The 25,600-nt window shown below is 68.8% G+C and carries 21 protein-coding genes; 14 read left to right on the plus strand and 7 right to left on the minus strand.

Annotated features, from left to right (window positions below; all coding sequences use genetic code 11):
• Positions 1 to 111 precede the first annotated feature (111 nt).
• Together AC5Y31_RS13750 and AC5Y31_RS13755 are read left to right on the plus strand one after the other, a co-directional pair.
• The gene (locus tag AC5Y31_RS13750) at positions 112 to 522 is read left to right on the plus strand and encodes a hypothetical protein (RefSeq protein WP_499981076.1); all 411 of its coding nucleotides are present in this window, start codon (positions 112 to 114) and stop codon (positions 520 to 522) included.
• 67 nt (positions 523 to 589) lie between these two features.
• On the plus strand, positions 590 to 3,169 hold the full coding sequence (locus tag AC5Y31_RS13755; protein ID WP_499980949.1) for a bifunctional FO biosynthesis protein CofGH: 2,580 nt from the start codon (positions 590 to 592) through the stop codon (positions 3,167 to 3,169).
• Between the two features lie 207 nt (positions 3,170 to 3,376).
• Here AC5Y31_RS13755 and AC5Y31_RS13760 read toward each other — a convergent pair whose 3' ends face one another.
• Together AC5Y31_RS13760 and AC5Y31_RS13765 are read right to left on the minus strand one after the other, a co-directional pair.
• Positions 3,377 to 5,407 carry an FAD-dependent oxidoreductase gene (locus AC5Y31_RS13760; RefSeq protein WP_499980951.1) on the minus strand — a complete coding sequence of 677 codons (2,031 nt, stop codon included), beginning with the start codon at positions 5,405 to 5,407 and terminating at the stop codon, positions 3,377 to 3,379.
• A complete protein-coding gene (locus AC5Y31_RS13765) occupies positions 5,404 to 5,949 on the minus strand; it encodes a PadR family transcriptional regulator (protein WP_499980952.1) in 546 nt (181 codons plus the stop codon). Before AC5Y31_RS13765 ends, AC5Y31_RS13760 begins: the two co-directional genes overlap by 4 nt.
• A gap of 152 nt (positions 5,950 to 6,101) precedes the next feature.
• Here AC5Y31_RS13765 and dapC point away from each other — a divergent pair, with 152 nt between their 5' ends.
• From dapC to AC5Y31_RS13785, 4 genes are all read left to right on the plus strand, one after another.
• Positions 6,102 to 7,208, plus strand: coding sequence for a succinyldiaminopimelate transaminase (gene dapC, locus AC5Y31_RS13770; protein WP_499981077.1), 1,107 nt, complete (start codon positions 6,102 to 6,104; stop codon positions 7,206 to 7,208).
• A gap of 231 nt (positions 7,209 to 7,439) precedes the next feature.
• Positions 7,440 to 8,573, plus strand: a complete 1,134-nt coding sequence (locus AC5Y31_RS13775; RefSeq protein WP_499981078.1) for a PPE family protein — start codon at positions 7,440 to 7,442, stop codon at positions 8,571 to 8,573.
• Positions 8,574 to 8,848: 275 nt separating this feature from the next.
• On the plus strand, positions 8,849 to 9,148 hold the full coding sequence (locus AC5Y31_RS13780; protein ID WP_064854541.1) for a PE family protein: 300 nt from the start codon (positions 8,849 to 8,851) through the stop codon (positions 9,146 to 9,148).
• Between the two features lie 9 nt (positions 9,149 to 9,157).
• On the plus strand, positions 9,158 to 10,342 hold the full coding sequence (locus AC5Y31_RS13785) for a PPE family protein (RefSeq protein ID WP_499980955.1): 1,185 nt from the start codon (positions 9,158 to 9,160) through the stop codon (positions 10,340 to 10,342).
• Positions 10,343 to 10,354: 12 nt separating this feature from the next.
• On the opposite strand, the gene AC5Y31_RS13790 is transcribed toward AC5Y31_RS13785, so the two are convergent.
• The gene (locus tag AC5Y31_RS13790) at positions 10,355 to 11,263 is read right to left on the minus strand and encodes a GmrSD restriction endonuclease domain-containing protein (protein ID WP_499980956.1); all 909 of its coding nucleotides are present in this window, start codon (positions 11,261 to 11,263) and stop codon (positions 10,355 to 10,357) included.
• Between the two features lie 99 nt (positions 11,264 to 11,362).
• On the opposite strand from AC5Y31_RS13790, the gene AC5Y31_RS13795 reads away from it, so the two are divergent.
• The gene (locus tag AC5Y31_RS13795) at positions 11,363 to 12,274 is read left to right on the plus strand and encodes a pseudouridine-5'-phosphate glycosidase (protein WP_499980957.1); all 912 of its coding nucleotides are present in this window, start codon (positions 11,363 to 11,365) and stop codon (positions 12,272 to 12,274) included.
• A 130-nt stretch (positions 12,275 to 12,404) separates the two neighbouring features.
• Positions 12,405 to 14,111, plus strand: a complete 1,707-nt coding sequence (gene ctaD / locus AC5Y31_RS13800; protein WP_499980959.1) for an aa3-type cytochrome oxidase subunit I — start codon at positions 12,405 to 12,407, stop codon at positions 14,109 to 14,111.
• 21 nt (positions 14,112 to 14,132) lie between these two features.
• On the opposite strand, the gene AC5Y31_RS13805 is transcribed toward ctaD, so the two are convergent.
• A complete protein-coding gene (locus AC5Y31_RS13805; RefSeq protein ID WP_499980961.1) occupies positions 14,133 to 14,864 on the minus strand; it encodes a helix-turn-helix transcriptional regulator in 732 nt (243 codons plus the stop codon).
• A 132-nt stretch (positions 14,865 to 14,996) separates the two neighbouring features.
• Here AC5Y31_RS13805 and AC5Y31_RS13810 point away from each other — a divergent pair, with 132 nt between their 5' ends.
• Both AC5Y31_RS13810 and AC5Y31_RS13815 read left to right on the plus strand, forming a co-directional pair.
• Complete coding sequence (locus AC5Y31_RS13810) at positions 14,997 to 16,397, plus strand: acyl-CoA synthetase (RefSeq protein WP_499980962.1); 1,401 nt, start codon at positions 14,997 to 14,999, stop codon at positions 16,395 to 16,397.
• Between the two features lie 19 nt (positions 16,398 to 16,416).
• Positions 16,417 to 16,704: a hypothetical protein gene (locus AC5Y31_RS13815; RefSeq protein WP_065025971.1), complete on the plus strand. Its 288-nt coding sequence runs from the start codon at positions 16,417 to 16,419 to the stop codon at positions 16,702 to 16,704.
• Here AC5Y31_RS13815 and AC5Y31_RS13820 read toward each other — a convergent pair.
• Complete coding sequence (locus AC5Y31_RS13820) at positions 16,685 to 17,386, minus strand: TetR/AcrR family transcriptional regulator (protein WP_499980964.1); 702 nt, start codon at positions 17,384 to 17,386, stop codon at positions 16,685 to 16,687. The genes AC5Y31_RS13815 and AC5Y31_RS13820 overlap by 20 nt on opposite strands.
• Positions 17,387 to 17,519: 133 nt before the next feature.
• Between AC5Y31_RS13820 and AC5Y31_RS13825 the strand changes: the two genes are divergently transcribed.
• Positions 17,520 to 17,945: an MmpS family transport accessory protein gene (locus tag AC5Y31_RS13825; protein WP_499980965.1), complete on the plus strand. Its 426-nt coding sequence runs from the start codon at positions 17,520 to 17,522 to the stop codon at positions 17,943 to 17,945.
• Positions 17,942 to 20,797 carry an MMPL/RND family transporter gene (locus AC5Y31_RS13830; RefSeq protein ID WP_499980967.1) on the plus strand — a complete coding sequence of 952 codons (2,856 nt, stop codon included), beginning with the start codon at positions 17,942 to 17,944 and terminating at the stop codon, positions 20,795 to 20,797. Before AC5Y31_RS13825 ends, AC5Y31_RS13830 begins: the two co-directional genes overlap by 4 nt.
• Here the strand turns inward: AC5Y31_RS13830 and dapD are convergent.
• Positions 20,794 to 21,747, minus strand: coding sequence for a 2,3,4,5-tetrahydropyridine-2,6-dicarboxylate N-succinyltransferase (gene dapD / locus AC5Y31_RS13835; RefSeq protein ID WP_499981079.1), 954 nt, complete (start codon positions 21,745 to 21,747; stop codon positions 20,794 to 20,796). The two genes, AC5Y31_RS13830 and dapD, sit on opposite strands and share 4 nt — an antisense overlap.
• Before the next feature lie 102 nt (positions 21,748 to 21,849).
• Here dapD and dapE point away from each other — a divergent pair, with 102 nt between their 5' ends.
• Positions 21,850 to 22,926 (plus strand): succinyl-diaminopimelate desuccinylase, encoded by a 1,077-nt coding sequence (gene dapE / locus AC5Y31_RS13840; RefSeq protein ID WP_499980969.1) that lies wholly within the window; start codon positions 21,850 to 21,852, stop codon positions 22,924 to 22,926.
• Here the strand turns inward: dapE and AC5Y31_RS13845 are convergent.
• On the minus strand, positions 22,923 to 24,989 hold the full coding sequence (locus AC5Y31_RS13845; RefSeq protein ID WP_499980970.1) for an AAA family ATPase: 2,067 nt from the start codon (positions 24,987 to 24,989) through the stop codon (positions 22,923 to 22,925). The genes dapE and AC5Y31_RS13845 overlap by 4 nt on opposite strands.
• 47 nt (positions 24,990 to 25,036) lie before the next feature.
• Here AC5Y31_RS13845 and log point away from each other — a divergent pair, with 47 nt between their 5' ends.
• Positions 25,037 to 25,600 carry a cytokinin riboside 5'-monophosphate phosphoribohydrolase gene (gene log / locus AC5Y31_RS13850; RefSeq protein ID WP_082966250.1) on the plus strand — a complete coding sequence of 188 codons (564 nt, stop codon included), beginning with the start codon at positions 25,037 to 25,039 and terminating at the stop codon, positions 25,598 to 25,600.

Here is a 25,600-nt window from a genome sequence, read left to right on the forward strand (position 1 = left end):
GGAGCACTGGCAGTGGTGGCTGGACAGCTTCCAGTGGATGGTCGGTTCGATGGTCAGCCAGCTGGACAGCATCCCCACTTGAGCCGCGTCGCGCCGCTCACCGAGCCCGCGATGAATACCGCAACGCCGGGGCGGGCAGCCGACTACCCGGTACTGACCCTGTTGGCCGTCGATGGCGTGCTCTGCGCCGTGACCAGCGCCCTGCTGCTGCCCGCGCACATCGGCGCCGTCCCGTTTCCGCTCAGCGCCTTGGTCGGCGGCCTGGTCAATGCCGGTTTGGTGTGGCTGGCTCTGCGCTGCACGTCGTCGCTGCGGTTGGCCGCGCTGCCGCTGTGGGCCTGGCTGGTGGCGATTGCGGTGATGACGTTCGGCGGCCCGGGCGACGACCTGATCTTCGCCGACCGCGGCGTGATGGCATACGGCGTGTTGCTGATGATCGTGCTGGGCAGCGCACCGCCCGGGTGGCTGCTATGGCGGCGCCGCCAGGCGCTGTCCGCAGCCCGGCCGGCGGGCGAGCCCTGAGGGACGGGCGGGCGCGACCTGCGCCCGTCGGGCCGGTTGGCGCGGCGGCTACTGTGGCGCGTATGGCATGCGCGAGATTCCGGATGCGGGTGGAACGCGGATGACGAACGCGTCGGCGCTGCGGCGTGTCCTGCGGCGGGCCCGTGACGGCGTACTTCTCAATATCGAGGAGACCGCCATCGCGATGAGTGCGCGCGGTTCCGACCTGGCCGACCTGTGTGCGAGCGCGGCCCGGGTGCGCGACGCCGGTATGGTGTCCGGCGGCCGGCGCGGGCCGGGTGGCCGGCTGCCGGTCAGTTATTCGCGCAAGGTGTTCATCCCCGTCACGCACCTGTGTCGGGACACCTGCTATTACTGCACCTTCGTGACCGTGCCCGGGGTGCTGCGAGCCCAAGGCAAGCAGATGTACCTGGGGCCCGACGAGATCCTCGAGATCGCACGCCGCGGCGCCGAATTGGGCTGCAAGGAGGCACTGTTCACCCTGGGCGACCGGCCCGAGGAGCGCTGGCCCGAAGCGCGTCAATGGCTCGACGAGCGGGGCTACGACAGCACGCTGGCCTATGTGCGGGCGATGGCGATCCGGGTGCTGGAGGAGACCGGCCTGCTGCCGCACCTGAACCCCGGGGTGATGAGCTGGTCGGAGATGTCGCGGCTCAAGCCGGTGGCGCCGTCGATGGGCATGATGCTGGAGACCAGCTCGAGGCGGCTGTTCGAGACCAAGGGGCTGGCGCATTACGGCAGCCCGGACAAGGACCCGGCGGTGCGGCTGCGCACGCTGGCCGACGCGGGCCGCCTCTCGATCCCGTTCACCACCGGCCTGCTGGTCGGCATCGGGGAGACACTGGCCGAACGTGCCGACACCGTGCACGCGATCCGCAAGGTGCACAAGGAGTTCGGCCACATCCAGGAAGTGATCGTGCAGAACTTCCGGGCCAAGGAGCACACCGCGATGGCGTCGACGCCCGACGCGGGCTTCGAGGATTTCCTGGCCACGGTGGCCGCGACCCGGCTGGTGCTGGGCCCGAAGATGCGGGTGCAGGCGCCGCCCAACCTGGTCTCAGCGCAGGAGTGTCTGGCGCTGATCGGCGCCGGGGTCGATGACTGGGGCGGGGTGTCACCGCTGACCCCGGATCACGTGAATCCGGAGCGGCCGTGGCCGGCGCTGGACGAGTTGGCCGCGGTCACCGAGCGGGCCGGTTACGACCTGGTGCAGCGGCTGACCGCCCAACCCGATTACGTGCAGGCCGGTGCGGCGTGGATCGACCCGCGGGTGCGCCCGCATGTCGCCGCGCTGGCCGACCCGGCCACCGGATGGGCGCGCGAGGTCAACCCCGTCGGGCTGGTCTGGCAGGAGCCCGACGACGTGCAGTCCACCGGCCGGATTGACCTGCACACCGCGATCGACGTCGATGGGCGCGCCACCGAGACCCGCAGTGATCTGGGCAGCGCATTCGGGGACTGGGAGTCGATTCGCGAACAGATCCACGAACTGGCCGCCCGCGCGCCCGAACGCGTCGACACCGACGTGCTGGCGGCGCTGCGCTCAGCCGAACGCGATCCGGCCGGGTGCAGCGACGCCGAGTATCTGGCCCTGGCCACTGCGGACGGCCCGGCTCTGGACGCGGTTGCCGCACTGGCGGATTCGCTGCGTCGCGAAGCCGTCGGCGACGACGTGACCTATGTGGTCAACCGCAACATCAACTTCACCAATGTCTGTTACGTCGGCTGCCGGTTCTGTGCGTTCGCCCAACGCAAGGGCGATGCCGACGCGTTTTCGCTGTCCAACGCCGAGGTCGGGGAACGCGCCTACGAGGCGCATCTGGCCGGCGCCACCGAAGTGTGCATGCAGGGCGGGATCGACCCGGAGCTGCCGGTCACCGGTTACGCCGATCTGGTGCGGGCGGTCAAGGAGCGGGTGCCGTCGATGCACGTGCACGCGTTCTCTCCGATGGAGATCACCAACGGGGTGTCCAAGAGCGGCTTGAGTATTCGCGAGTGGCTGATCAGCCTGCGCGAGGCGGGGCTGGGCAGTATCCCGGGCACCGCCGCGGAGATCCTCGACGACGAGATCCGCTGGGTGCTGACCAAGGGCAAGCTGCCGACCTCGACGTGGGTCGAGGTGGTCACCACCGCGCATGAGGTCGGACTGCGGTCCAGCTCGACGATGATGTACGGCCACATTGATTCGCCGCGGCACTGGATCGGACACTTCCGGGTGCTGCGCGACATCCAGGACCGCACCGGCGGTTTCACCGAGTTTGTGCCGCTGCCGTTCGTGCACCAGAGTTCGCCGCTGTATCTGGCCGGCGGAGCGCGTCCGGGACCCAGCCACCGCGACAATCGCGCGGTGCACGCGCTGGCGCGCATCATGCTGCACGGCCGGATCCCCAATATCCAGACCAGCTGGGTCAAGCTGGGCGTGGAGCGCACCCAGGTGATGCTCAACGGCGGAGCCAATGATCTGGGCGGCACTTTGATGGAGGAGACCATCTCCCGGATGGCCGGCTCCGAACACGGGTCGGCCAAGACCATCGCCGAGTTGGTCGGGATCGCCGAGGGCATCGACCGCCCGGCCCGCCAGCGCACCACCGACTACGCGCCAATCTCGGCGCGAGAGTGCGCGTCCCCGGTCGACACACCGGGCTGACAGCCGGGATTGCGCACGCTCGCCATGCCGTACAGGCTCGCAGCGAAATGGGCGCCAGCCCTGCGAGGCGGCCGGGTTGACGCCGACGACACCGGTGCCGGAGTCGACCGGGACCGTTGCGGACTTGAAGATGGCGATCGCCCGCACGGTGGGTCTTTTCGGGCGCTGACTTCCCCTGCGAGCTGGGGGCACCTCGCACGTACAGCGCTACAGGCGGGCGGCCAGTTCGGTGCCCTGCTTGATCGCGCGCTTGGCGTCCAGCTCGGTCGCCAGCGCCGCCCCGCCGATCACGTGCGGGCGCAGCCCGCGTTCGCGCAGCCCGTCCTCCAGATCGCGCACCGGTTCCTGGCCGGCGCAGATCACCACGTTGTCCACCGCCAGCAGCTGCGGGTGTGACTTCTTCGGCCCGTAGCTGATGTGCAGCCCGTCGTCGTCGATGCGCTCATAGTTCACCCCGGAGAGCTGTTGGACGCCTTTGGCTTTCAGTGACGCCCGGTGCACCCAGCCACTGGTCTTGCCCAGTTTGCGGCCTTGGGCTCCCGCCGAGCGGGCCAACAGGTACACCTGCCGAGCCGGCGGCGACGGGTCCGGAGCCACCAGCGCTCCCGGGGCATCCCACGGGTCGGCGGCACCCCACTCGGCCTTCCACTCTTTGAGGTTCAGCGTCGGGGAGGACTCCGGGTCCTCCACCACCAGGAATTCGCTGACATCGAAGCCGATCCCGCCGGCGCCGACCACCGCTACCGAGGCTCCCACCGGGCGGCCGGTGATCGCTTCGGCGTAGGACAGCACCATCGGATGCTCGATGCCGGGGATCTGCGGGATCCGGGGCGTCACTCCGGTCGCCAGGATCACCTCGTCGAAGCCGGTCAATTCGTCGACATGTGCCCGGCGGCCCAGCCGCACCGTCACCGCGAACTTGTCCAGCATCGCGGTGTAGTAGCGAATGGTCCCGGCGAATTCCTCTTTGCCGGGAATCCGCTTGGCGAGGTCGAATTGGCCCCCGATGAACTCGTTCGCCTCGAACAGTGTCACCTGGTGGCCGCGTTCGGCGGCGCTCACCGCCGCCGACAGCCCGGCCGGCCCGGCGCCCACCACCGCGATGCGCCGACGACGCCGCGTCGGGCTGAGCACCAGCGTCGTCTCGTGGCCGGCTCGGGGATTGACCAGACACGAGACCTTCTTGTGCACAAAAGCATGGTCCAAACAGGCCTGGTTGCAGGCGATGCAGGTGTTGATCTCGTCGGCCCGGCCGGCGGCGGCCTTGCGCACCCAGTGCGGATCAGCCAGCATCGGGCGGGCCATCGAGATCAGCTGCACCGACGTCTCGGCGAGGATCTGCTCGCCCGCCTGCGGCATGTTGATCCGGTTGGACGCCACCACCGGGATGCTGACGTGCTCGGCGGCCGCGTGGGAGACGTCGACGAATGCGCTGTTGGGCACCGACGTCACGATCGTCGGCACCCGGGCCTCATGCCAGCCGAAGCCGGAGTTGATCAGGGTGGCCCCGGCCTCCTCGACTTCGGTTGCCAGCGCGAGGACTTCGTCCCAGCTCTGGCCCTCTTCCACATAGTCGGCCATCGACATCCGGTAACAGATGATGAAATCCGGCCCCACCGCCGCACGGGTGCGGGCCACGATCTGCACCGGGAATCTGCGCCGGTTGGCCGCGGTGCCGCCGTAGCGGTCGGTGCGCTTGTTGGTGCGCGGCGCCAGGAACTGGTTCAGCAGATAGCCTTCGCTGCCCATGATCTCGACACCGTCGTAGCCGGCCTCGCGGGCCAGTTCGGCCGCCCGGACGAAGTCGGCGATGGTCGATTCGACCCCCCGCGACGAGAGCGCGCGTGGCCGGAACGGGTTGATCGGGGCCTTGATCGCCGACGCGCTGACCGAAAAGGGATGGTAGGCATAGCGTCCCGCGTGCAGGACTTGAAGCAGGATCTTGCCGCCCGCCTCGTGCACCGCCTCGGTGACGCGCCGGTGGCGGCGGGCGTCGGCCGGGGTGGTCATCGCCGAGGCGAACGGCAGCAGCCACCCCGTCCGGTTGGGGGCGTATCCACCGGTGATGATCAGCCCCACGCCGCCGCGGGCCCGCTCGGCGAAGTATTCGGCCAGTTTGCCGATGTCGGAGGCGCGGTCCTCCAGGCCGGTGTGCATCGAGCCCATCACCACCCGGTTGGCCAGGGTGGTGAACCCCAGGTTCAAGGGGGACAACAGGATCGGGTACTTAGCTGTCACAGTGCCGCCCTGATCTCGTCGAGCCAGTCGATGGCGCTTTCCTCGGCCCGAATCCCGCCGCGCAGCACCAGGTACTGATGCAGCGCCGCCCCCGTCAGCGTGCCGGGGTCTGGGAATTGGCGCTTCTGCAACTCGCGGTACAGGTCCAGTCGTTCGGCGCGTTCGGCGCGCAGCGTGGCGGCCTGGGCGGCTACCGCCGCGGCGTCGCCGTAACAGGCGGCTCGCACCTTCACCGCGAGGTCGCGCAGCGGCGCGTCGACCACCGCGTTCCGGCGACCGGCCAGCGGTGCGGCGATCCAGCGGGCCAACTCGGCCCGGCCCGCGTCGGCGACCGTGTAGACCTTCTTGTCCGGCCGGCCGCGCTGGCTCACCTCGGTGGCGTGCACCCAGCCGTCGGCTTCCATGGTGCGCAAGGTGCGGTAGATCTGCTGGTGGGTGGCGCTCCAGAAGTACCCGATCGAGCGGTCGAATCGGTTGGCGAGCTCATAACCGGAGCCGGCCTGCTCGTGCAGCGACACCAGGATCGCGTGGGGAAGAGCCACGAGCGCGAGCATAGGCACGCCGGGGCTACCTATGCAACTAGTTGCACTGCAATTGTGCACATAGCAAGCGTGCGGTGCCGGTCACCGCGGCCACGCGGTTAATATCAGGAACCGATGAACCCGCCGCGTTTGGCCGCAGCCCCGTGAGCCCCGTGCCCGGCGGCAGGTCAGCCGCGCTGCCGACGTTCCCGTGGGACACGTTGGCCGAGGTGACGGCGCTGGCCAAGGCGCATCCCGATGGCATCGTCGATCTGTCGGTCGGCACCCCGGTCGATCCCGTCGCCCCGGTCATCCGCGACGCGCTCGCGGCGGCCTCCTCGGCGCCGGGATATCCGACCACCGCCGGCACGCCGGGGCTGCGGGCCTCGGCGGTCTCAGCACTGGAGCGCCGCTACGGGATCACCGGTCTCGCGGAGTCGGCGGTGCTGCCGGTCATCGGCACCAAAGAGCTCATCGCCTGGCTGCCGAGCCTGCTGGGTCTGGGCGGCGACGACGTGGTGGTCGTCCCCGAATTGGCCTACCCGACCTACGAGGTGGGAGCCCGGCTGGCCGGGGCGCCGTGGGTGCGCAGTGACGCGCCGGACCGCCTCGATAAAGCGCCCCCGGCCCTGGTGTATCTGAATTCACCCAGCAACCCGACCGGAGCCATCCTGGCCGCCGACGAGCTACGCGCCCTGGTCGGCTGGGCCCGCGAGAACCAGGTGCTGCTGGTCTCCGACGAGTGTTATCTGGGGCTCGGTTGGGACGCCGACCCGCGTTCGGTGCTGCACCCGCAGGTGTGCGACGGCGACCACCGCGGCCTGCTGGCCGTGCACTCGCTGTCGAAGACCTCCTCGCTGGCCGGCTACCGGGCCGGCTTCGTCGCCGGCGACGCCGCCGTGGTGGCCGAGCTGCTCGCGGTGCGCAAGCACGCCGGGATGATGGTGCCGACCCCGGTGCAGGCGGCGATGGTCGCCGCCCTCGACGATGACGCGCACGAACGCGAGCAGCGCGACCGCTACGCGCGCCGCCGCGCGATGCTGCTGCCGGCGATGCGCGCGGCCGGATTCACCGTCGACCTGTCGCAGGGCGGCCTGTATCTGTGGGCTACTCGCGGCGAGCCGTGCCGGCGCACCGTCGGTTGGTTGGCCGAGCGCGGCATCCTGGTGGCGCCGGGGGAGTTCTACGGGCCGGCCGGCGCCGAGCACGTCCGAGTGGCGTTGACCGCCACCGACGAACGGATCGCCGCGGCGGCAGCCCGGCTGGGATCGGACCGCTAGGCCTTTTCCGCGCACCCGCGGATTTAGCGGCCGCGAGATTCTATCTGCCCCCCGTGGCCGAAAAGGGCTGTGCTGCCACGTGGTTTCCCGTCGAAGCTGTTCGCGATCGGCGCGACGCATATCCCTGCCGCCTGCGGGAGTACCCGCCAGCCGTAATAGCCTCACCCAAACCGACGATCCCAGGTGGCGACGTGGGTCGGTGTCCAGCGACGAGGTGAGGAGTTTGTGGTGATGGACTTCGGAGCGTTGCCGCCTGAGGTCAATTCGGCACGAATGTATTGCGGCGCCGGCTCGGCACCGTTGGTAGGTGCCGCATCAGCTTGGGGCGCCCTTGCCGAGGAACTACATTCGGCAGCGGAGCTCTACCAGTCGCTGGTCTCCCAGATCGTCGACGCCTCCTGGCGGGGGCCCTCGGCGATAGCGATGCTCACCGCAGTCGGTCCCTACGTGGCCTGGATGAGTGCGACCGCCACCCAGGCCGAACAAGCGTCTGGGTATGCCCGTTCGGTCGTTGGCGCCTATGAAATCGCCTATGCGGCAACGGTTCCTCCGGGGCAGGTCGCAGCCAACCGCAGTCTGCTGAGCCTTCTGGTGGCCACGAATCTGCTCGGGCAGAACAGCTCGGCGATCGCGGCGACCGAGGCGCAGTACGCCGAGATGTGGGCGCAGGACGCCGCCGTGATGTATGGCTACGCAGGAGCGTCCCGGGTCGCCTCGATGGTGACACCATTCAAAACACCACCGCAGACCACCGCTGCGGGCGGGCAAGAACGCCAACAGGAAGCGCTCGCACAAGCCGTCGGTTCCGCTGCCCAGCGCAGGGCCACGACAGATCTGGTCACTGCGATCCGCGAAGTGTTGGAGAAACTTTCCTCGTCGCCGTCGCAATCAGCGACATGGGACGAGCTCAAGGCGAGCCTGCCCCAGATCCTGAAGAACTTCACCACCAGTGAACAGGTGGTTCAGCGGCTCGCCTCCACGCCGACCAACATCCTCAACATCATGAAAGTGCTTGTGCCGCCGGCGCCGGCCGCAGCGCCGCCCGTTGCTGCGCCGATCGCCCCGACGCTTCCCGCGCCAGTCGGTGCCGGATGGTCGACCAGGGCGCCTTCGGGCGGCTTCGGCAGAGCCGGAACCGTCGGCAAGTTGTCGGTGCCTCCCAGCTGGGCCGGCGCCACGCCGCCGACAAGTCCAGAGGCATTGGCGCCGCATGCTGTTGCCGCATCCGGCTCCATCGAGAACCAGCCCAAGGGCTTGCTGCGGGGGATGCCGATGAGTGCCGGCGCGCCCCGGCGCAGCGAAGGGTATGTCAACCGATACGGCTTCCGCTACAACGTGTTAACGCACCACCCGGCCGGCGGCTAGCCGGCCGCGGGTTCCGGGATGCGCCCAAAGATATTATCCGCGTTGGGATTATTTCTCTGATCGGCTGGTTGCACGGTACGGATTCCGGCGCCCCCTCCGAGGTGTTTGCAGTGATCAGGATGGTTTCGTGAACTTTCGTTGAACGGGGTGTGGCGCACGGGTGGGGTCGCACGCCGGCAGAGTCGGCCGGCGACACCAGCTTCGGATCCGAATAGCCTGCCAAGTAGAGAGCCTCCCGAACTGCGGTGGCGCGGATAACGATTAGGAGTGAGCAGATGTCGTTCGTCAACACCCAACCGGAAGCATTGGCAGCTGCCGCCAGCGGCTTGCAGGGTATCGGCGCGGTGGTGGCCGCTCAGAACGCAGCCGCCGCGGGCCCGACCACCGTCTTGCCGCCGGCGGCCGCTGACGAGGTATCGGCTTTGACCGCAGCGTTGTTCGCTGCGCATGCGCACGCCTACCAAGAGGTCAGCGCACAGGCCGCAGCGATCCACGAGGCGTTCGTCCGGACCCTGGCCAGCAGTTCTGAGTCGTATGCGGTGACCGAAGCGGTCAACGCTGCGGTGGCGAGTTAGTCCGCAGCAATGGATTTCGGGTCATTGCCTCCAGAGGTCAACTCCGCCCGCATGTATGCCGGCGCCGGCTCCGCACCGCTGGTCGCCGCCGCGTCGGTGTGGAGCAGGCTGGCCGCCGAGCTGAACTCGGCTGCCGCCGGCTATGAGGCCATCGTCACCGCTCTGACGGGGCAGGACTGGCTGGGGCCGGCGTCGGTGTCGATGGCGCACGCCGTTGCGCCCTACGTGGACTGGATGAACACCACCGCTGCGCGAGCCGAGCAGGCCGCAACCCGGGCGCGGCAGGCCGCTACCGCCTACGAGACCGCGCTGGCTTCCACGGTGCACCCGGCCGCTGTCGATGCCAACCGCAACCGGTTGTCTGCCCTGGTCTCGACGAACGTGCTGGGGCAGAACGCCCCGGCGATCGCGGTGACCGAGGCGGATTACGGCGAGATGTGGGCGCGCGACACCGCCGCCATGTATGGGTATGCGGGAGAGTCCGCGTCGGCGTCGCAGGTGGCACCGTTCCACACACCGGATCCGACCACCACGAACGACTCGCAGAACGCGCAACTGGTCTCCGCGCTCCAGTCCGCGCTGGCGCGCTTGACCTCGCCTGCCTCATCGACGGTCGGAGCAGCGGAGTCGTCGACGTCGCCACTGGACAGCATGTTGAGCGATCTCTACACGATGGTGGGTCTGAAATACACACCCGGAAGTCCGGTAGCCAATTTGCTGGCCCCGTGGACGTCCTATGTCGCTCCGACGCAGAGCAGCATTGCGATAGCGCACTTCTCCACCGGCGCGGTCAACAGCGGGGTGGCCCTGTCCAAGGCGCTGGCGCCGGCTACCGCCGCGGCGAAGGCGGCCGGTGACGGTGCCAAGGCAGCCGCCGGGGCGCTACCGGCGGCGCTGCCGGCGGCTGGACTGGGCGCCCAACTCGGCGGCGCCGCCCCGGTGGCGGCTGGGCTGGGCAATGCCGCGGCGGCCGGGCGTTTGTCGGTCCCGGCTAGCTGGACGGCCGGTCCCGCAGCGGCGTCGGTCGCGCCGATACCGGTCAGCACCATCTCGGCCATCAGCCCCGATGTGGAAGGTTCCGGCAATCTGATGGGCGGGATGCCGCTGGCCGGTGCCGGACTCGGCGCCAGGGGATCCGGACCCAGGTACGGCTTTCAGCACAAGGTGATGGCACGCCCGTTCTCCGCCGGCTGACGGTCGCGGCGGCTATTCGCAGGCGATGCCGTCGCCGTCGCCGTCCAACCCGGAGCGGTATCCGGGTTGCCCGGCCAGTATCGGGGCGGCGCCGGCGGCCCGGGCAGCAGCGCAGTTCGGGAAGAACGCGGGCGCCCCATCAACCGGACCGGCGAACGGCACCGGTTCGGTCGGGCTCTGCTCGGTCGGGGGTGTGGCCTCCGACGGCGCCTCCGGAGGTGGCGGCTGGTCGGGAGCACCGTATTGCGCGCCCAGAATCCGCGCGATCGCATCGTGCTCGGCCTGGGTGACCCACAGCCCGTAGGCGGCTTTCACCTCGACGATGCGCGAGACGTAGGTGTAGCGGTAGGACTTGTTGGGCGGCAACCACGTTGCCGCATCGCCGTCGCCCTTCTGCTCGTTGATCGGCCCCCTGGTGGCCTGCAGGTTCAGCGGATCATTGGCGAAGTTGCGCCGGGTGGTCTCATCCCACTGCTGAGCGCCCTTCTGCCAGGCATCCGACAACGCCACGACATGGTCGATCTGCACCGCCCGGGAGGTGCCCCGGCCGCGCTGGAAGGCGATCGCGGTACCGGTGTACGGATCGTTCAGGACACCCGAGAGCACCACGCACTCGTTGCTGCCCGGCTTGGTCTCGATGTCGATCAGGTCCCGGCGCAGGATGTCGTTGCGAGTGTCGCAACCGTTGTGGCCTTCGGGCACTGTCACGTCGTCGCTCCAGGCCTGGCCGAACAGTGCGCGCTCGTAGCCGGTCTTGGGTGCACGGCCCTTGACCGGGAGCGTGTCGAGCTTGGCCAGTACGAGAGATGCGTCGGCACCGACCGCAGCCGGGTCGGCGGCCGCGGGAGCGGCCGGCGCAAGCAGCGACAAGGCCACCGCGACCGCGGCGTAGCCCCGCCGTCTGCGTCCCTGCTCGACCACGGCACCTTCCCCTCTCGCTGTGCTGGCGCGGACGCTATCAGCATGGTCCGACGCGATCGGCGGCTGCGACATGTTTGCCGGGCGCAATAGGCTGGACCGGTGCGTGTCCATCCCGAAGTCGCCGATGCGCTGGCCGCCGGTCGGGCCGTGGTGGCGCTGGAAAGCACGATCATCACCCACGGGCTGCCGCGCCCGGAGAACCTGCGCATCGCCCGCGAGATCGAGAACGCGGTGCGCTCGGCCGGAGCCGTGCCGGCCACCATTGCGATCATCGGGGGCCAGCCGCACGTCGGTCTCGACGACGGCGCGCTGCACCATCTGGCCACCGCGGGCATGGCGGTCAAGGTCAGCGTCCGCGACATCGCGATGCTGTCGGCCACCGGCGGAGACGGCGCGACGACGGTCGCCGCGACCGCGCACCTGGCGGCCTCGGCGGGCATCGCGGTGTTCGCCACCGGCGGGCTGGGCGGTGTGCACCGCGGCGCACGCGAAAGCTGGGACGAGTCCGCGGATCTGACGACCCTGTCGCGCACCCCGGTGCTGGTGGTGTGTTCGGGCGTCAAGTCGATCCTGGACATCGGTGCGACGCTCGAGCGGTTGGAAACGCTCGGGGTCGGGGTCATCGGTTATCGCACCGACCGGTTCCCCGCGTTCTATTTGGCCGAATCCGGCCACCCGGTGGACTGGCGGGTCGACACGCCGAAGCAGGTCGCCGCGGTGCTGCGGGCACGTGCCCGGCTGGGCACCGGCGGCTACGGGCTGGTGGTGGCCAACCCGATCGCCCCCGAGGCCGAACTCGACCGGGCCCTGCATGATCAGGTGCTCGCCGACGGATTGGCCGCCGCCGAGGCGGCGGGGGTGCGCGGCAAGGACGTCACGCCGTTCCTGCTCGCTTATTTTCACCGCGGCACCCGGGGCGCCTCGGTCGCAGCCAATGTCGCACTGGTGCTGGCCAATGCGCGGCTGGCCGCCGAGATCGCCGTCGCATATGCGGGCCGGGCGATCGCCTGACCGCCGGCACCGATTTCACGTAGCATGGACCGTTATAAACCGCTGGTCTGGCCGGCACGCTCGCTGCCGACGGGGCTAGGACTTCGGCGGGAGGCGGGCCGATGGCTGACGTGGCGAACCGGGGCGTTGCGTGAGCGTGGGGAGCGTTCCGAGCAGGGCGCTGTCACCGGTGCGCCCGTACCCGCCCCGCAGCGGCCCGCGCGGGGCCTTGGTCTACCGGGTCATCACCACCACCGACCACAAGCTGATCGGCATCTTGTACATGGTGACCACGTTCGGCTTCTTTTTGACCGCTGGCCTGATGGCGTTGCTGATGCGCACCGAACTGGCTGCGGCGGGACTGCAGTTTCTGTCCAACGAGCAGTACAACCAGTTGTTCACCATGCACGGCACCATCATGTTGCTGCTCTACGCGACGCCGATCGTCTTCGGTTTCGCCAATCTGGTGCTGCCATTGCAGATCGGCGCCCCGGATGTGGCGTTCCCGCGGCTCAACGCCCTCGCTTATTGGCTGTACCTGTTCGGCGCGTTGATCGTCGTCGCCGGCTTCCTGACGCCAGGCGGCGCGGCTGATTTCGGCTGGACCGCCTATACCCCGTTGAGCGGCTTGATGCATGCGCCCGGTGCCGGAGCCGACCTGTGGATCATGGGGCTGGCGGTCTCCGGGCTGGGCACCATCCTGGGCGGGGTGAACATGATCACCACCGTGGTCTGCATGCGCGCTCCGGGGATGACGATGTTCCGGATGCCGATCTTCACCTGGAATGTCCTGATCACCTCGATCATGGTGCTGATCGTCTTCCCGCTGCTGACCGCGGCCCTGATGGGCTTAGCGGTCGACCGGCACCTGGGCGGGCATCTTTATGACGCGGCCAACGGCGGAGCGCTGCTGTGGCAGCACCTGTTCTGGTACTTCGGGCACCCCGAGGTGTACATCGTCGCGCTGCCGTTCTTCGGCATCGTCACCGAGATCTTCCCGGTGTTCTCCCGCAAGCCGATGTTCGGTTACACCCAGATGGTGTACGCGACGATGAGTATCGCGGGCCTGTCCACGGCGGTCTGGGCGCATCACATGTTCGCCACCGGCGCGGTTCTGCTGCCGTTCTTCGCAGCCATGAGCTTCATGATCGCAGTGCCGACCGGCATCAAGTTCTTCAACTGGATCGGCACGATGTGGAAGGGCCAGTTGACTTTTGAGACGCCGATGCTGTTCTCGATCGGGTTCGCGGTGACGTTTTTGGCCGGCGGGCTGACCGGGGTGATGCTGGCCAGTCCGCCGCTGGACTTCCACGTCCACGACACTTATTTCGTGGTGGCGCATTTTCACTACGTGCTGTTCGGCACCATCGTGTTCTCGACGTTCGCCGGCATCTATTTCTGGTTCCCGAAGATGATCGGCCGGCTGCTCGACGAGCGGCTGGGCAAGCTGCACTTCTGGCTGACGTTCATCGGGTTTCACACCGCGTTTTTGGTGCAGCACTGGCTGGGCAACATGGGCATGCCACGCCGTTACGCCGACTACTTGCCCACCGACGATTTCCAGCCGTTCAACATCGTCTCCACCCTCGGGGCGTTCATCCTCGCCGTTTCGGTACTGCCGTTCCTGTGGAACGTATTTCGCAGTTGGCGCTTCGGCGAAGTCGTCACCGTGGATGATCCGTGGGGCTACGGCAACTCGCTGGAGTGGGCGACCAGCTGTCCGCCGCCGCGGCACAATTTCACCGAGCTGCCCAGGATCCGTTCGGAGCGCCCGGCTTTCGAAATGCACTACCCGCACATGGTGCCCCGGCTACGCGACGAGCTGCACATCCGGCGTAAGGAGGACGTCACCGGGTGAGGCCGACGCATCCAGGTGCGGTTAGCGAGCGATCACCTTGGCGATGCACAGCTCGGGCTCGACGAACGGGTCCAATTCCGCGCTCAGCGCAGTTTTTTCGCTGTCGGTTCCGTCCGGGTTGAGCAGCCCGCGCAGCAGGCCCAGGTGCATGGCGCAGCTGACTTCCGGGTGTGACCGCGCCAAATCGCGGACCGGGCAGCTGTGCAGCCGGATCGCGCACTCGCGCCGGCCCTCGCCGGCGTCGGCTGCCGCGGTGATCTCAGGGCCGAAGCCCATTCGGTCGAAGATCAGCGCGATCCGGTCGGCGGAGTCGTCGACGCCGGCCTCGACAGCGGTCACGTTCGGCTCGGCCGGATCGGCGGACGCGCCCTCGGCGAGGATCCGGCCGGCCCAGCGTCGGCCGGCCCGTTCGGCGCGCTGCCGACGCTCGGCGGCGGTGTCGCCGAGCTCCATCGCGAGGATCTCGGCGAGGCTGCGGTAGTCCAACCGGTCACGCACGGCGATGTATCCGGTGCGGGGGCGCCCGACGCCGTCCCGCTTGATCCGGGTCCGCGCGACAGAACCGTCCTCGCACAGTGCGTCGAGGTGGAAGCGGACCGTGGTGACGTGTAAGCCCATCTGCTCGGCGATCTCGGTGGCGTCCACCGCGCCGGTGGCGCAGGCGACCAGCCGCAGCACCCGTTCCCGCTGCTGGTTTCGTGGCAACCGCTGACTGCGATTGGCGCCGCGCCGCGGGTCGGACTGGTCGCGCATCGGTAGGCCTCTCGGTGAGCAGTTGTCCGCAAATTTAATGGAACGAATTCATTGATACCAGGGGCGGCGGGTGAAAGTTGCTCGGCCGATCGGCTGCGGCCGTCCGGACAGCTAACCGGTAACGTCGCTCAGGTGCTGCTGACCTCGCTGGACACCGATACCGACGATATCGCCGATGCGGTGCGCATCGACGACACCGTACTTAGCCGGGCCGACTTGCGGGCCGCCTCGGCCGCGGTGCGCGAAGACCTCGGCGGCGTGGGGCGGGTCGCGGTGCTGGCGACCCCGACGGCGTCGACCGTGCTGGCGGTCGCCGGCTGTCTACTCGCCGGGGTGCCGGTGGTCCCGGTGCCCGCCGACGTCGGCGTCGCCGAACGCGCGCATATCCTGCGTGACTCGGGCGCGCAGGCGTGGCTGGGGGAGCGGCCCGACGAGCTCGCCGGCCTGCCGCACTTTCCGGCGCGGCGCGGCGCCGGATCGTCGTATGGGTCGGCCCAACAGCCGGAAGACGACACCGCACTGGTGATCTACACCTCCGGCACCACCGGGCCGCCCAAGGGCGTGCAGTTGAGCCGGCGTGCGCTGGCAGCGGATCTCGACGCCCTGGCCGAGGCCTGGCAGTGGAGTCCCGACGACGTACTGGTGCACGGCCTGCCGCTGTATCACGTGCACGGTCTGGTGTTGGGCCTGCTGGGATCGCTGCGGGTCGGCAATAGGTTCGTGCACACCGGCAAGCCGACCCCGCAGTCCTACGCGGCCGCCGGGGGTTCACTGTATTTCGGGGTGCCCACGGTGTGGTCGCGGGTGGTGGCCGACTCGGCGGCCGGCGAGGCGCTGCGGCCGGCCCGGCTGCTGGTATCGGGCAGTGCGGCACTTCCGGTTCCGGTGTTCGATCGGCTCGTCGCACTCACCGGGCATGCGCCCATCGAAAGGTACGGCAGCACCGAATCGCTGATCACGCTGAGCACCCGCGTCGACGGTGAGCGCAGACCCGGCTGGGTGGGCCTGCCGCTGCGCGGCGTGCAGACCCGGCTCGTCGGCGAGGACGGCGGGCCGGTCCCGCACGACGGAGAGAGCATCGGGCGGCTCTTGGTGCGCGGGCCGACGCTGTTCGACGGGTACCTCAACCTGCCGGAGGCGACGGCGGCGGCGTTCGACGCCGACGGCTGGTACCGGACCGGGGATGTCGCGGTGATCGACGCCGACGGGATGCACCGGATCGTCGGCCGCGAATCGGTCGACCTGATCAAGTCCGGGGGCTTCCGGGTCGGGGCCGGCGAGATCGAGACCGCCCTGCTCGGCCATCCTGCGGTGGCCGAGGTGGCCGTCGTCGGACTGCCCGACGAGGACCTGGGCCAGCGCATCGTCGCCTTCGTGGTCGCCGCCTCCGACGGCGAGGCGCAACCCGATGAGCTGATCGCGTACGTGGCCCAACAGCTGTCGGCGCACAAGCGGCCGCGCGAGGTGCGGGTGGTCGATGCGTTGCCGCGCAACGCAATGGGAAAGGTACTCAAGAAAGCGTTGCTGACGTAGGCTCGCGGCTGTGAAGCCGATGAAGCGATTCAGTCTCGCCATAGTGACGGTCCTTACCGTCGCGGCATTCGTGCTCGGCGGGTGCTCGTCCGTCAGCAAGGTCATCAACAAGGGCGGTGACACCACCTGCCAGGAGTTCAACAGCCACGACGACGAGAAGCAGCGGTCGGAAGTGTCCAAGATGCTCAAGGACAAGCACGGCAATGAGCCGTCCAACATGGAGCTTTCGGCGACGCGGGTGGCGGTCAGCGCCTACTGCAAGACGATCGGCAAGGACAGCGACAAGATCAGCAACGCGATGCTGTAACGCCCGCCCTGGGCGGGGAGCAGGGGCCTGCGGGCTCCCAGGTGCGCATCGCGGCTTCGACGCCGTCATCGTCGAGTGCAGCAACCGGTAGCGGCAATTGGTCACTGCGGTAACGCATTCCGTCAAGAAGGATGGCCACATAACGGCGCCACAGCTCGGCGTCGATGTGACCGGCGAACTCGCTGACCGTGCCGGCCAGAAGCCCGAAGATCGGCATGTCCGTATCGGAGAGGTCCGGACGCAGGCGACCGTCGGCGCGCGCGCGCTCGACGAGCCTTTTCAGCACGGGGACAAGTCGCTCCTGGGCAGCCGTCACTCGATCGCCGCCGTATGCCTTGCTGAAGGCGATCTCTCGCAACCCTCGGTCGGTCGCGGTGATCTCACACATCTGCTCGACGTACCAGACCAGCCCGTGCCATGAGTCAGGTTGCTGCAGAGCTGTTTCCGCCAAGTCGGCGAGCTGATTGACGCCGTCTTCGAAGATCGCCTCGAGAAGCTCCTCCTTGGTGGCGAACCGCCGGTACACGGTTCCGACTCCCACACCGGCATGGTGCGCGACATCGTTGAGATTGGGCTCCAGGCCCTTGCTCGCAAACAGCTCGCGGGCCGCTGCCAGGATGCGCTTCCGATTGCGCTCGGCATCCTTTCGCAGCGGGCGGCCCGCCGTCTTCTTGGAACTCACACCGACGAGTCTAATGTGAGCAACGCCATAAGTGGATTGACTGTATCCGCTTACGTAGTTAGCTTGACTACCTGGAACAGCGAAAGCGCCTGCAGTGGCTGTCGACCGCAATATCAGCGCCGGGAAGGTAGCGATGAACAGGCTCATCAAACGTGCGTGGCTCCCGGCCCTGATCGCGGTGGCGGTCGCAGCGGGGGCCCTCACGGTCTCCCAGCTGCGGACGGTGTTCGGTTCGCATCCCGTGGTGGTGACCGACTTGTCTTCGGACAACGCCGAGGACTTCAACCCGAAGTACGTGACGTACGAGATCTTCGGCTCGGGCACGACGGCGGTCATCAACTACATGGACCTCGAAGGCAAGCCGCAGCGCGTCGCGGATGTGGCGTTGCCGTGGACTTTGACGCTGCAGACCACCCTGCCCTCGGTGATGCCCAACATCCTGGCCCAGGGCGACGGCGACAGCATCAGCTGCCGGGTCACCGTCGACGACGAGGTCAAACAGGAAAGGACGGCTACCGGAGTGAATGCCGAGACCTTCTGCTTTGTGAAGGCAGCATGACCGCGCCGACCGGGCGGCCGTGGCTGCCCCGGTTCATCCGGACGTTCGCGGTGCCGATCATCCTGGCCTGGATCGCCCTGATCGCCGTGCTGAACGTCGTCGTTCCGCAGCTCGAGGACGTCGGCAAACTGCGTGCGGTGTCGATGAGTCCCAACGACGCACCGTCGATGATCGCCACCAAGCGCGTCGGCAAGGTGTTCGAAGAGTACGACACTTCGAGCTCGGTGATGATCGTGCTCGAAGGCGACGAGCCGCTGGGCGCGCAGGCGCACGAGTTCTATGACCAGATGGTGCGCGATCTGCGTGCCGACACCGCCCACGTGCAGCACGTCCAAGACTTCTGGGGCGACACGCTGACCGCCAAGGGCGCCCAGAGCGCCGACGGCAAGGCCGCCTACGTTCAGGTCTACATCGCCGGTGACCAGGGCGAGACACTGGCCAACGAGTCGGTGGAGGCGGTGCGCCACATCGCATCCGAGGTTCCCGCGCCGGCCGGTGTGAAGGCCTACGTGACGGGGCCCGCGGCCACCAGCACCGATCAGAACCACGTCGGTGACAAGAGCATGGAGACCATCGAAATGCTCACCTTCGCCGTCATCACGGTGATGTTGCTGACCGTCTACCGGTCCATCATCACCACACTGATCGTGCTGGTGATGGTCGTGCTCGAGCTGTCGGCCGCACGGGGGCTGGTGGCATTTATGGGATTCCACAACCTGTTCGGCCTGACGACCTTCGCCACCAACATGCTGGTGACGCTGGCGATTGCCGCCTCCACCGATTACGCGATCTTCCTGATCGGTCGATATCAAGAAGCGCGCAAAGCCGGTCAGGATCGAGAAGCCGCCTACTACAACATGTTCCACGGAACCGCGCACGTGGTGTTGGCCTCCGGGCTGACCATCGCCGGGGCGACGTTCTGCCTGCACTTCACCCGGCTGCCGTACTTCCAGACGATGGGCTTCCCACTGTCGATCGGCATGGTGATCGTGGTCGCCGCGGCGTTGACCCTGGGGCCCGCTGTCATTTCGGTGTGCAGTCGCTTCGGTCGCGTTCTGGAACCCAAGCGCATCACCCGCTCGACCGGCTGGCACCGGGTCGGTACCAGCACCGTTCGCTGGCCCGGAGCGATCCTGGTGGCCGCCGTCGCGGCCGCGCTGATCGGCCTGCTTGCGCTGCCCGGGTATCACACCAGCTACAACGACCGCATCTACCTGCCCGATGACGTCGCGGCCAACGTCGGCTACTCGGCGGCGTTCCGGCACTTCTCCCAGGCGAAGATGAATCCCGACCTGATGATGGTCGAAGCCGACCGGGACCTGCGGAACCCGGCGGACTTCCTGGTGATCGACAAGATCGCCAAGGCACTCAAGCACGTGCACGGCATCGCCCAGGTGCAGACCATCACCCGCCCCGACGGGGACCCGATCAAACATTCGACGATCCCGTACACCCTCGGCCAGAGCGGCACCGCTCAGCTGATGAACAACGACTACATGCAGACCAACCTGGAGAACCTGCTCAAGCAGGCCGACGATCTGCAGGCCAGCATCGACTCGATGACCGAGATGATGAGCATCCAGCAGGATCTGGCCGAGGTGTCGCAGCGGATGGCCGACAAGATGTCCAACACAGCCGTCGACATCGGCGAAATGCGCAATCACATGGCTGATTTCGACGATTTCTTCCGGGTGTTCCGCAACTACTTCTACTGGGAACCGCACTGCTTCGACATCCCGATCTGCTGGTCGTCGCGGTCGATTTTCGACGCCCTGGACGGCGTCGACACCATGTCTGCCGACTTCGATGAGATCGTGCCCGACATGCAGCGCATGGCCGAGCTGATGCCGAGGATGGTCGCCGTCATGCCGGCGCAGATCCAGTCGATGAAGAACCAGAAGCAGACGTTGCTCAACCAGTACCAGGTGCAGAAGGCCCAGCAGGACCAGAACATGGCGATGCAGGAGAACTCCACGGCCATGGGCGAGGCGTTCGACACCGCCAAGAACGACGATTCGTTCTACCTGCCGCCGGAAGCCTTCGACACCGCCGACTTCAAACGCGGCATCAAGCTGTTCATGTCGCCGGATGGACATGCGGTGCGGTTCACCATCATTCACCAGGGTGACCCGTTGACGCCCGAGGGAATATCGCGCATCGAAGCGCTCAAGGTCGCGGCGGCCGACGCGATCAAGGGAACCCCGTTCGAGGGCGCCAAGATCTACCTCGGCGGCAGCGCGGCGATGTTCTACGACATGCAGCAGGGCGCCAACTACGACTTGCTGATCGTTGCCACGGCCGCACTGATCCTGATCTTCATCATCATGATGGTGCTGACCCGCGCCGTGGTCGCCGCGACGGTGATCGTCGGCACGGTGGTGCTCAGTCTCGGCTCGGCGTTCGGCCTGTCAGTCCTGCTCTGGCAACACCTGGTGGGCATCCCGCTGCACTGGATGGTGCTGCCGATGTCGGTCATTGTCCTGCTTGCCGTCGGCGCGGACTACAACCTGCTGCTGGTCTCACGGATCAAGGAGGAGATCCACGCGGGCCTGCACACCGGGCTCATCCGCGCCATGGTCGGCACCGGTGCGGTGGTCACGGCCGCGGGTCTGGTGTTCGCCTTCACCATGGCCTCCATGGCGGTCAGCTCGTTGATCGTGATCGGTCAGGTCGGCACGACGATCGGACTGGGTCTGCTCTTCGACACCCTGATCGTCCGGTCGTTGATGACGCCATCGGTGGCCACGCTGCTCGGGCGCTGGTTCTGGTGGCCCCAGATCGTGCGTCCGCGCCCGGTTCCGCAGCCCTGGCCGCAGCCGATCGAGCGCGACCGTGAAGAGGCGCTGGTCTAGTTGGCGTGCAGGTCCTCGTTGAGCGCGATGCCCTGACCGTCGCGGGCGACCACCTCGACCGCGCCGGTCTGCGAATTGCGGCGGAACAGCAGGTTGTTCCCCCCGGCCAGCTCGCGGGCCTTGACCGTGCCGCCGTCGGGCATGGCGACCTTGGTCCCAGCGGTGACATAGAGCCCGGCCTCGATCACACAGTCGTCGCCCAGCGGGATGCCCAGCCCGGCGTTGGCTCCCAACAGGCAGCGCTCGCCGATCGAAATCACTTCTGTGCCACCGCCGGACAGGGTCCCCATGATCGACGCGCCGCCACCGACATCGGAGCCGTCGCCGACCACCACACCCGCCGAGATGCGGCCCTCGACCATCGAGGCGCCCAGCGTGCCGGCGTTGAAGTTGACGAATCCTTCGTGCATCACCGTGGTGCCCGGCGCCAGATGCGCGCCCAAGCGCACCCGGTCGGCGTCGGCGATGCGCACTCCGGACGGCAGCACGTAGTCGACCATGCGCGGGAACTTGTCCACCCCGTACACGGTCACCGGGCCGCGCCGGCGCAGCCGGGCGCGCACCGACTCGAAGCCCTCGACCGCGCAGGGCCCGTAATTGGTCCACACCACGTTGGTCAGCACCCCGAACAGGCCATCGGCGTTAAGTCCGTGCGGCGCGACCCGGCGGTGGGAGAGCAGGTGCAGTCGCAGGTAGGCGTCGTAGGCATCGACGGCTTTGTCCGCGAGCGAGCCGATGACCGTGTGCACCGCGACCGTCTCGGTGCCGCGGTCGTCGTCGCGGCCGAGCAGCCCGGCCAGCTCGGCGGGCACGTCGTCCCCGGCAATCCTGGTGGTTCCGGACTCACCCGAGCCGCCCAGCTCCGGGGCGGGAAACCAGGTGTCGAGCACCGATCCGTCTGCGGCCAGCGTCGCTACTCCGACGCCCGAAGCTCCAGTCACGCCGGTCAGGCTATTTCTTTCCGCGAGCAGACGCAAAAGCCCCCTGCGCGCGTGGAAATTGGGCGCTTTCACGTCTGCTCGCCGGGAGATGCGACCCGTTAGGCTGGGTCCGTGCTGGATCTGCGCTCCGACCCGATCGCGCTGACCGCGGCGCTGGTCGACATCCCCAGCGAGTCGCGGCACGAAGCGCGGATCGCCGACGAGGTGGAGGCCGCGCTGCGGGCGCAGACTTCCGGTTTCGAGGTCATCCGCGACGGCGACGCGGTGCTGGCCCGCACCCAGCTGGGTCGACCGACCAGGGTGCTGCTGGCCGGACATCTGGACACCGTGCCGGTGGCCGGCAACCTGCCCAGCCGGCGCACCACCGATGCCCAAGGCGACGTGTTGCACGGCTGCGGCACTGTCGACATGAAATCCGGTGACGCCGTTTTCCTGCACCTGGCGGCCACCCTCACCGAACCCGCCCACGACCTGACGCTGGTCTTCTACGACTGCGAGGAGATCGAGGCGGCGGCCAACGGGCTGGGCCGCATCGAACGCAACCTGCCGGACTGGCTGGCGGCCGATCTCGCCATCCTCGGTGAGCCCACCGGGGGCTACATCGAGGCCGGTTGTCAGGGCACCCTGCGGGTCGTCATCACCGCGGCCGGTACCCGGGCGCACTCGGCGCGATCGTGGCTGGGCGACAACGCGATCCACAAACTGGGGGCGGTGCTGAACCGGCTCGCCGCCTACCAGCCGCGCAGTATCGACATCGACGGCTGCGTCTACCGCGAGGGCCTGTCGGCGGTGCGCATCGACGGCGGGGTGGCCGGCAACGTCATCCCCGATGCCGCCAGCGTCACGGTGAACTTCCGCTTCGCCCCGGACCGCACGCCTCACGAGGCGCTGACCCACGTGCAGGAGGTGTTCGACGGCCTGCACGTGGTGATCGAGCGGACCGACTCCGCGGCCGGCGCCCTGCCGGGACTCACCGCGCCGGCCGCTGCCGCGCTGGTGGCCGCCGCCGACGGACAAGTACGGGCCAAGTACGGCTGGACCGACGTCGCCCGGTTCGCCGCCCGCGGCATTCCCGCGGTCAACTACGGCCCCGGTGATCCCAATCTGGCGCACTGCGTCGACGAGCGGGTGCCGGTCGAGCAGATCAGTGCGGCGACGGCGCTGCTGCGCCGGTTCCTGTCCGGCTAGGTGCCGGCCAGCGCGCGGGCCTGAGCCAACGCCGCTCTGCCCAGGGCGCAGTCGATCTCGTCGCACAACCGGGCCAGCGGGTCGGCCGCGCGCGCATCGCCGAGCTGGACGGCGGTGTGCCAGGCCTGCAGCGCCACCGCCGACTGGCCGCTGCGCTCGGCCATCCGGGCGGCGTCTCGGGCAGCGGTGATGGCGCCGTGCCGGTCTCGCATGCCGGCCCGTTGCCAGGCGCGGGCCACCCCCAACTCCGGAGCGAACAGCGCCGACTTGGTTCCGTGCCGGGACTCGGCGCGGCTCAGCGCCTTTGCCGCGCCGGCGATGTCGGACTGGCGGGCTAGCGCGGTGGCCAGCAGGGTCAGCGACAGCGGGCCCCACGAGTAGCCGGTGCGCTCCAGGGCGGCCGTGGCCGGTACCAGTAGCTGTGTCGCGGCGTCGAATTCGCCGGCCACGATCAGCACCTGGGCCACCAGCACCTCGCCGATCGCCCGCCCGGGCTGGGCCAGTTCGGCGAAATCGGTGAATTGTCGGGCGAGTTCGCGCGCGTCGGTGAGCCGTCCCGTCATCAGCAGCACGGTGATCTCGGCCAGCCCGATGGTGAACCGCAGCAGCCCGGGATGTTCGGCGTCCAGCGCGCGGCGGGCCAGCGGCCCGACGTCGTCGAATCGTCCGGCCCGCGCCGCACACAGCGCCGCGGCGCTGCCGGCCCAGGCCACCGCCATGTCGTCGGCGGCCGGATCGGCCAGCACCGCGGCGGCGGCCTCGGCGGCGCGGCCGATATTGCCGGCGTTCATCGCGAACGTCGCGCCGAGCGCATCCAAGGTGATGCGCGGGCTGGCCCCGGCGACGCGGCCACGGGTGGCGGCCAAAAACGCGGTGGCGCGTTCGGGTTCGCCCAGCATGAAGAACTGGTTCGCCGCCCGCGGCAACGCCCAGGCCATCAGCTCCGGTTCGGTCAATCCGGCCGGGTCGACCGCCGACAGCACCGCGTCGGCCTCGCGTCCCCGGCCCTGCCAACCCAGCGCGTGCGCCAGCGCCAGCCGCGCCGGCAGGTGATCGGAGCGGTCCAAGGCGCTGCGCGCCAGCCGCTCACCCAGTTCCAGATCGCCCAGCCGCAGCGCCTGCTGCGCCGCGTCCACCAGGTCCGCAGCGGGCTGCGGTGCGTCGCTGGCGGCGGTCAGCGACGCCAGCCGCAGCTGCTCGCCGACGTGCTCGCACGGCCGCTCCGCCAGCACGGCGACCACTTCGGTGCGCAGCCGGCGGGCGGCTTGACCGTCTCGGCCGCCCAGGGCCTGCAGGGCCCGCTCGGCGAACAGCGGGTGGGCGGTGTAGACGACCGGGTCCGGGCCGTGGCCGCCGCGGGTGCGGGTCTCCAGTACCCCGAGCTCCTCGGCCTGCCCGACCGCGTCGGCGCCGGCCAGCCGGGTCAGGTCGGCCAAGGCCAGCGGCTCGAGAACGGCCAGGTAGTCCAGCGCCGCGCGGGCGGGGCCCGGCAACGCAGTCAGGAAGGCTTCGATATCAGCGACGTCGTGACCGGCTTGGGTCGCCTCGTCTGGTGCCGCGATGTCGATACGGTCCAGCAGGTCATCGCCCCACAGCGCGGCGATGGGCGGCGGGGCCACCGGCGCACCGTCGGCGCATCCGGTGATGATCATCCGGGCCGCACCGGTCAGCGCCAGCTGGTAGACCAGCGTCGCCGAGAGGATGTCGAGCTGATGGGCGTCGTCGACAACCAGCAGCAACTCGCCGCCGTCAAGGCCTGCGGCCAGCGATTCCCGCGCCGCCCGCAGCAGCGCGGCGGGCTTGCCGATCTCGGCGACCTGGACCAGGTGGCTCAGCGCGCCGAACGGCACGGTGCGCTCCGCGGGGGTGCCGATCACCCAGCGGATGCGGGTCTGCGGGTGCCGCCGGGCACGGTCTTCGGCGGCCAGCCGGGCCAGGGTGGACTTTCCGCAGCCGTCGGGGCCGAGCACCACCGCGCCGGCGCGCTTTCGGTCAGCGTCGAGCGCTTCGGTGAGCCGACGCAGGGCGGCCGAGTGCTCGGGGACGTTCCACCGGATCGGCATCGCGGAGATTTTACGGTCTGCGCCAGTCGCCGGTTAGCCTTTCGGATGTGCGGTCGAGCGAATGGGCGGTGTGCGTCTACTGCGCGTCGGGCCCCACTGATCCGGGCCTGCTGGCGCTGGCCGCCAAGGTCGGTGCGGCCATCGCCGAACGGGGTTGGACGCTGGTGTGGGGCGGCGGCAACGTCTCGGCGATGGGAGCGCTGGCGGTGGCGGTCCGGCAGCACGGCGGCCGCACCGTCGGGGTGATCCCCAAGGCCCTGCTGCACCGCGAGGTGGCCGACGTGGAGTCCGACGAGCTGATCGTCACCGACACCATGCGGGAGCGCAAGCAGGTCATGGACGAGCGTGCCGACGCGTTCCTGACCCTGCCCGGCGGGATCGGCACGCTGGAGGAGCTGTTCGAGACCTGGACCGGCGGGTACTTGGGCATGCACGACAAACCGGTGGTGCTGTTGGATCCCGACGGCCACTACGACGGGCTGTGGACCTGGCTGTCGGGGCTGATCGAGGCGGGCTTCGTGTCCCGGCGCGCGATGGACCGGCTGCTGGTGGTCGACGAGCTGGAGGCGGCGTTGGCCGCCTGCGCACCCGATACCGCTGGTGTCGACTAA

It is taken from the genome of Mycobacterium sp. NGS18 (assembly GCF_059813185.1).

Bases quoted from the DNA above. Each gene is read 5' to 3' on its own strand.
- AC5Y31_RS13755 (WP_499980949.1), top strand. From the start codon at position 590: ATGCGCGAGATTCCGGATGCGGGTGGAACGCGGATGACGAACGCGTCG.
- AC5Y31_RS13750 (WP_499981076.1), top strand. From the start codon at position 112: ATGAATACCGCAACGCCGGGGCGGGCAGCCGACTACCCGGTACTGACC.
- AC5Y31_RS13775 (WP_499981078.1), top strand. From the start codon at position 7,440: ATGGACTTCGGAGCGTTGCCGCCTGAGGTCAATTCGGCACGAATGTAT.
- AC5Y31_RS13815 (WP_065025971.1), top strand. From the start codon at position 16,417: ATGAAGCGATTCAGTCTCGCCATAGTGACGGTCCTTACCGTCGCGGCA.
- AC5Y31_RS13845 (WP_499980970.1), bottom strand. From the start codon at position 24,989: ATGCCGATCCGGTGGAACGTCCCCGAGCACTCGGCCGCCCTGCGTCGG.
- AC5Y31_RS13785 (WP_499980955.1), top strand. From the start codon at position 9,158: ATGGATTTCGGGTCATTGCCTCCAGAGGTCAACTCCGCCCGCATGTAT.
- AC5Y31_RS13780 (WP_064854541.1), top strand. From the start codon at position 8,849: ATGTCGTTCGTCAACACCCAACCGGAAGCATTGGCAGCTGCCGCCAGC.
- AC5Y31_RS13830 (WP_499980967.1), top strand. From the start codon at position 17,942: ATGACCGCGCCGACCGGGCGGCCGTGGCTGCCCCGGTTCATCCGGACG.
- AC5Y31_RS13825 (WP_499980965.1), top strand. From the start codon at position 17,520: ATGAACAGGCTCATCAAACGTGCGTGGCTCCCGGCCCTGATCGCGGTG.
- AC5Y31_RS13805 (WP_499980961.1), bottom strand. From the start codon at position 14,864: ATGCGCGACCAGTCCGACCCGCGGCGCGGCGCCAATCGCAGTCAGCGG.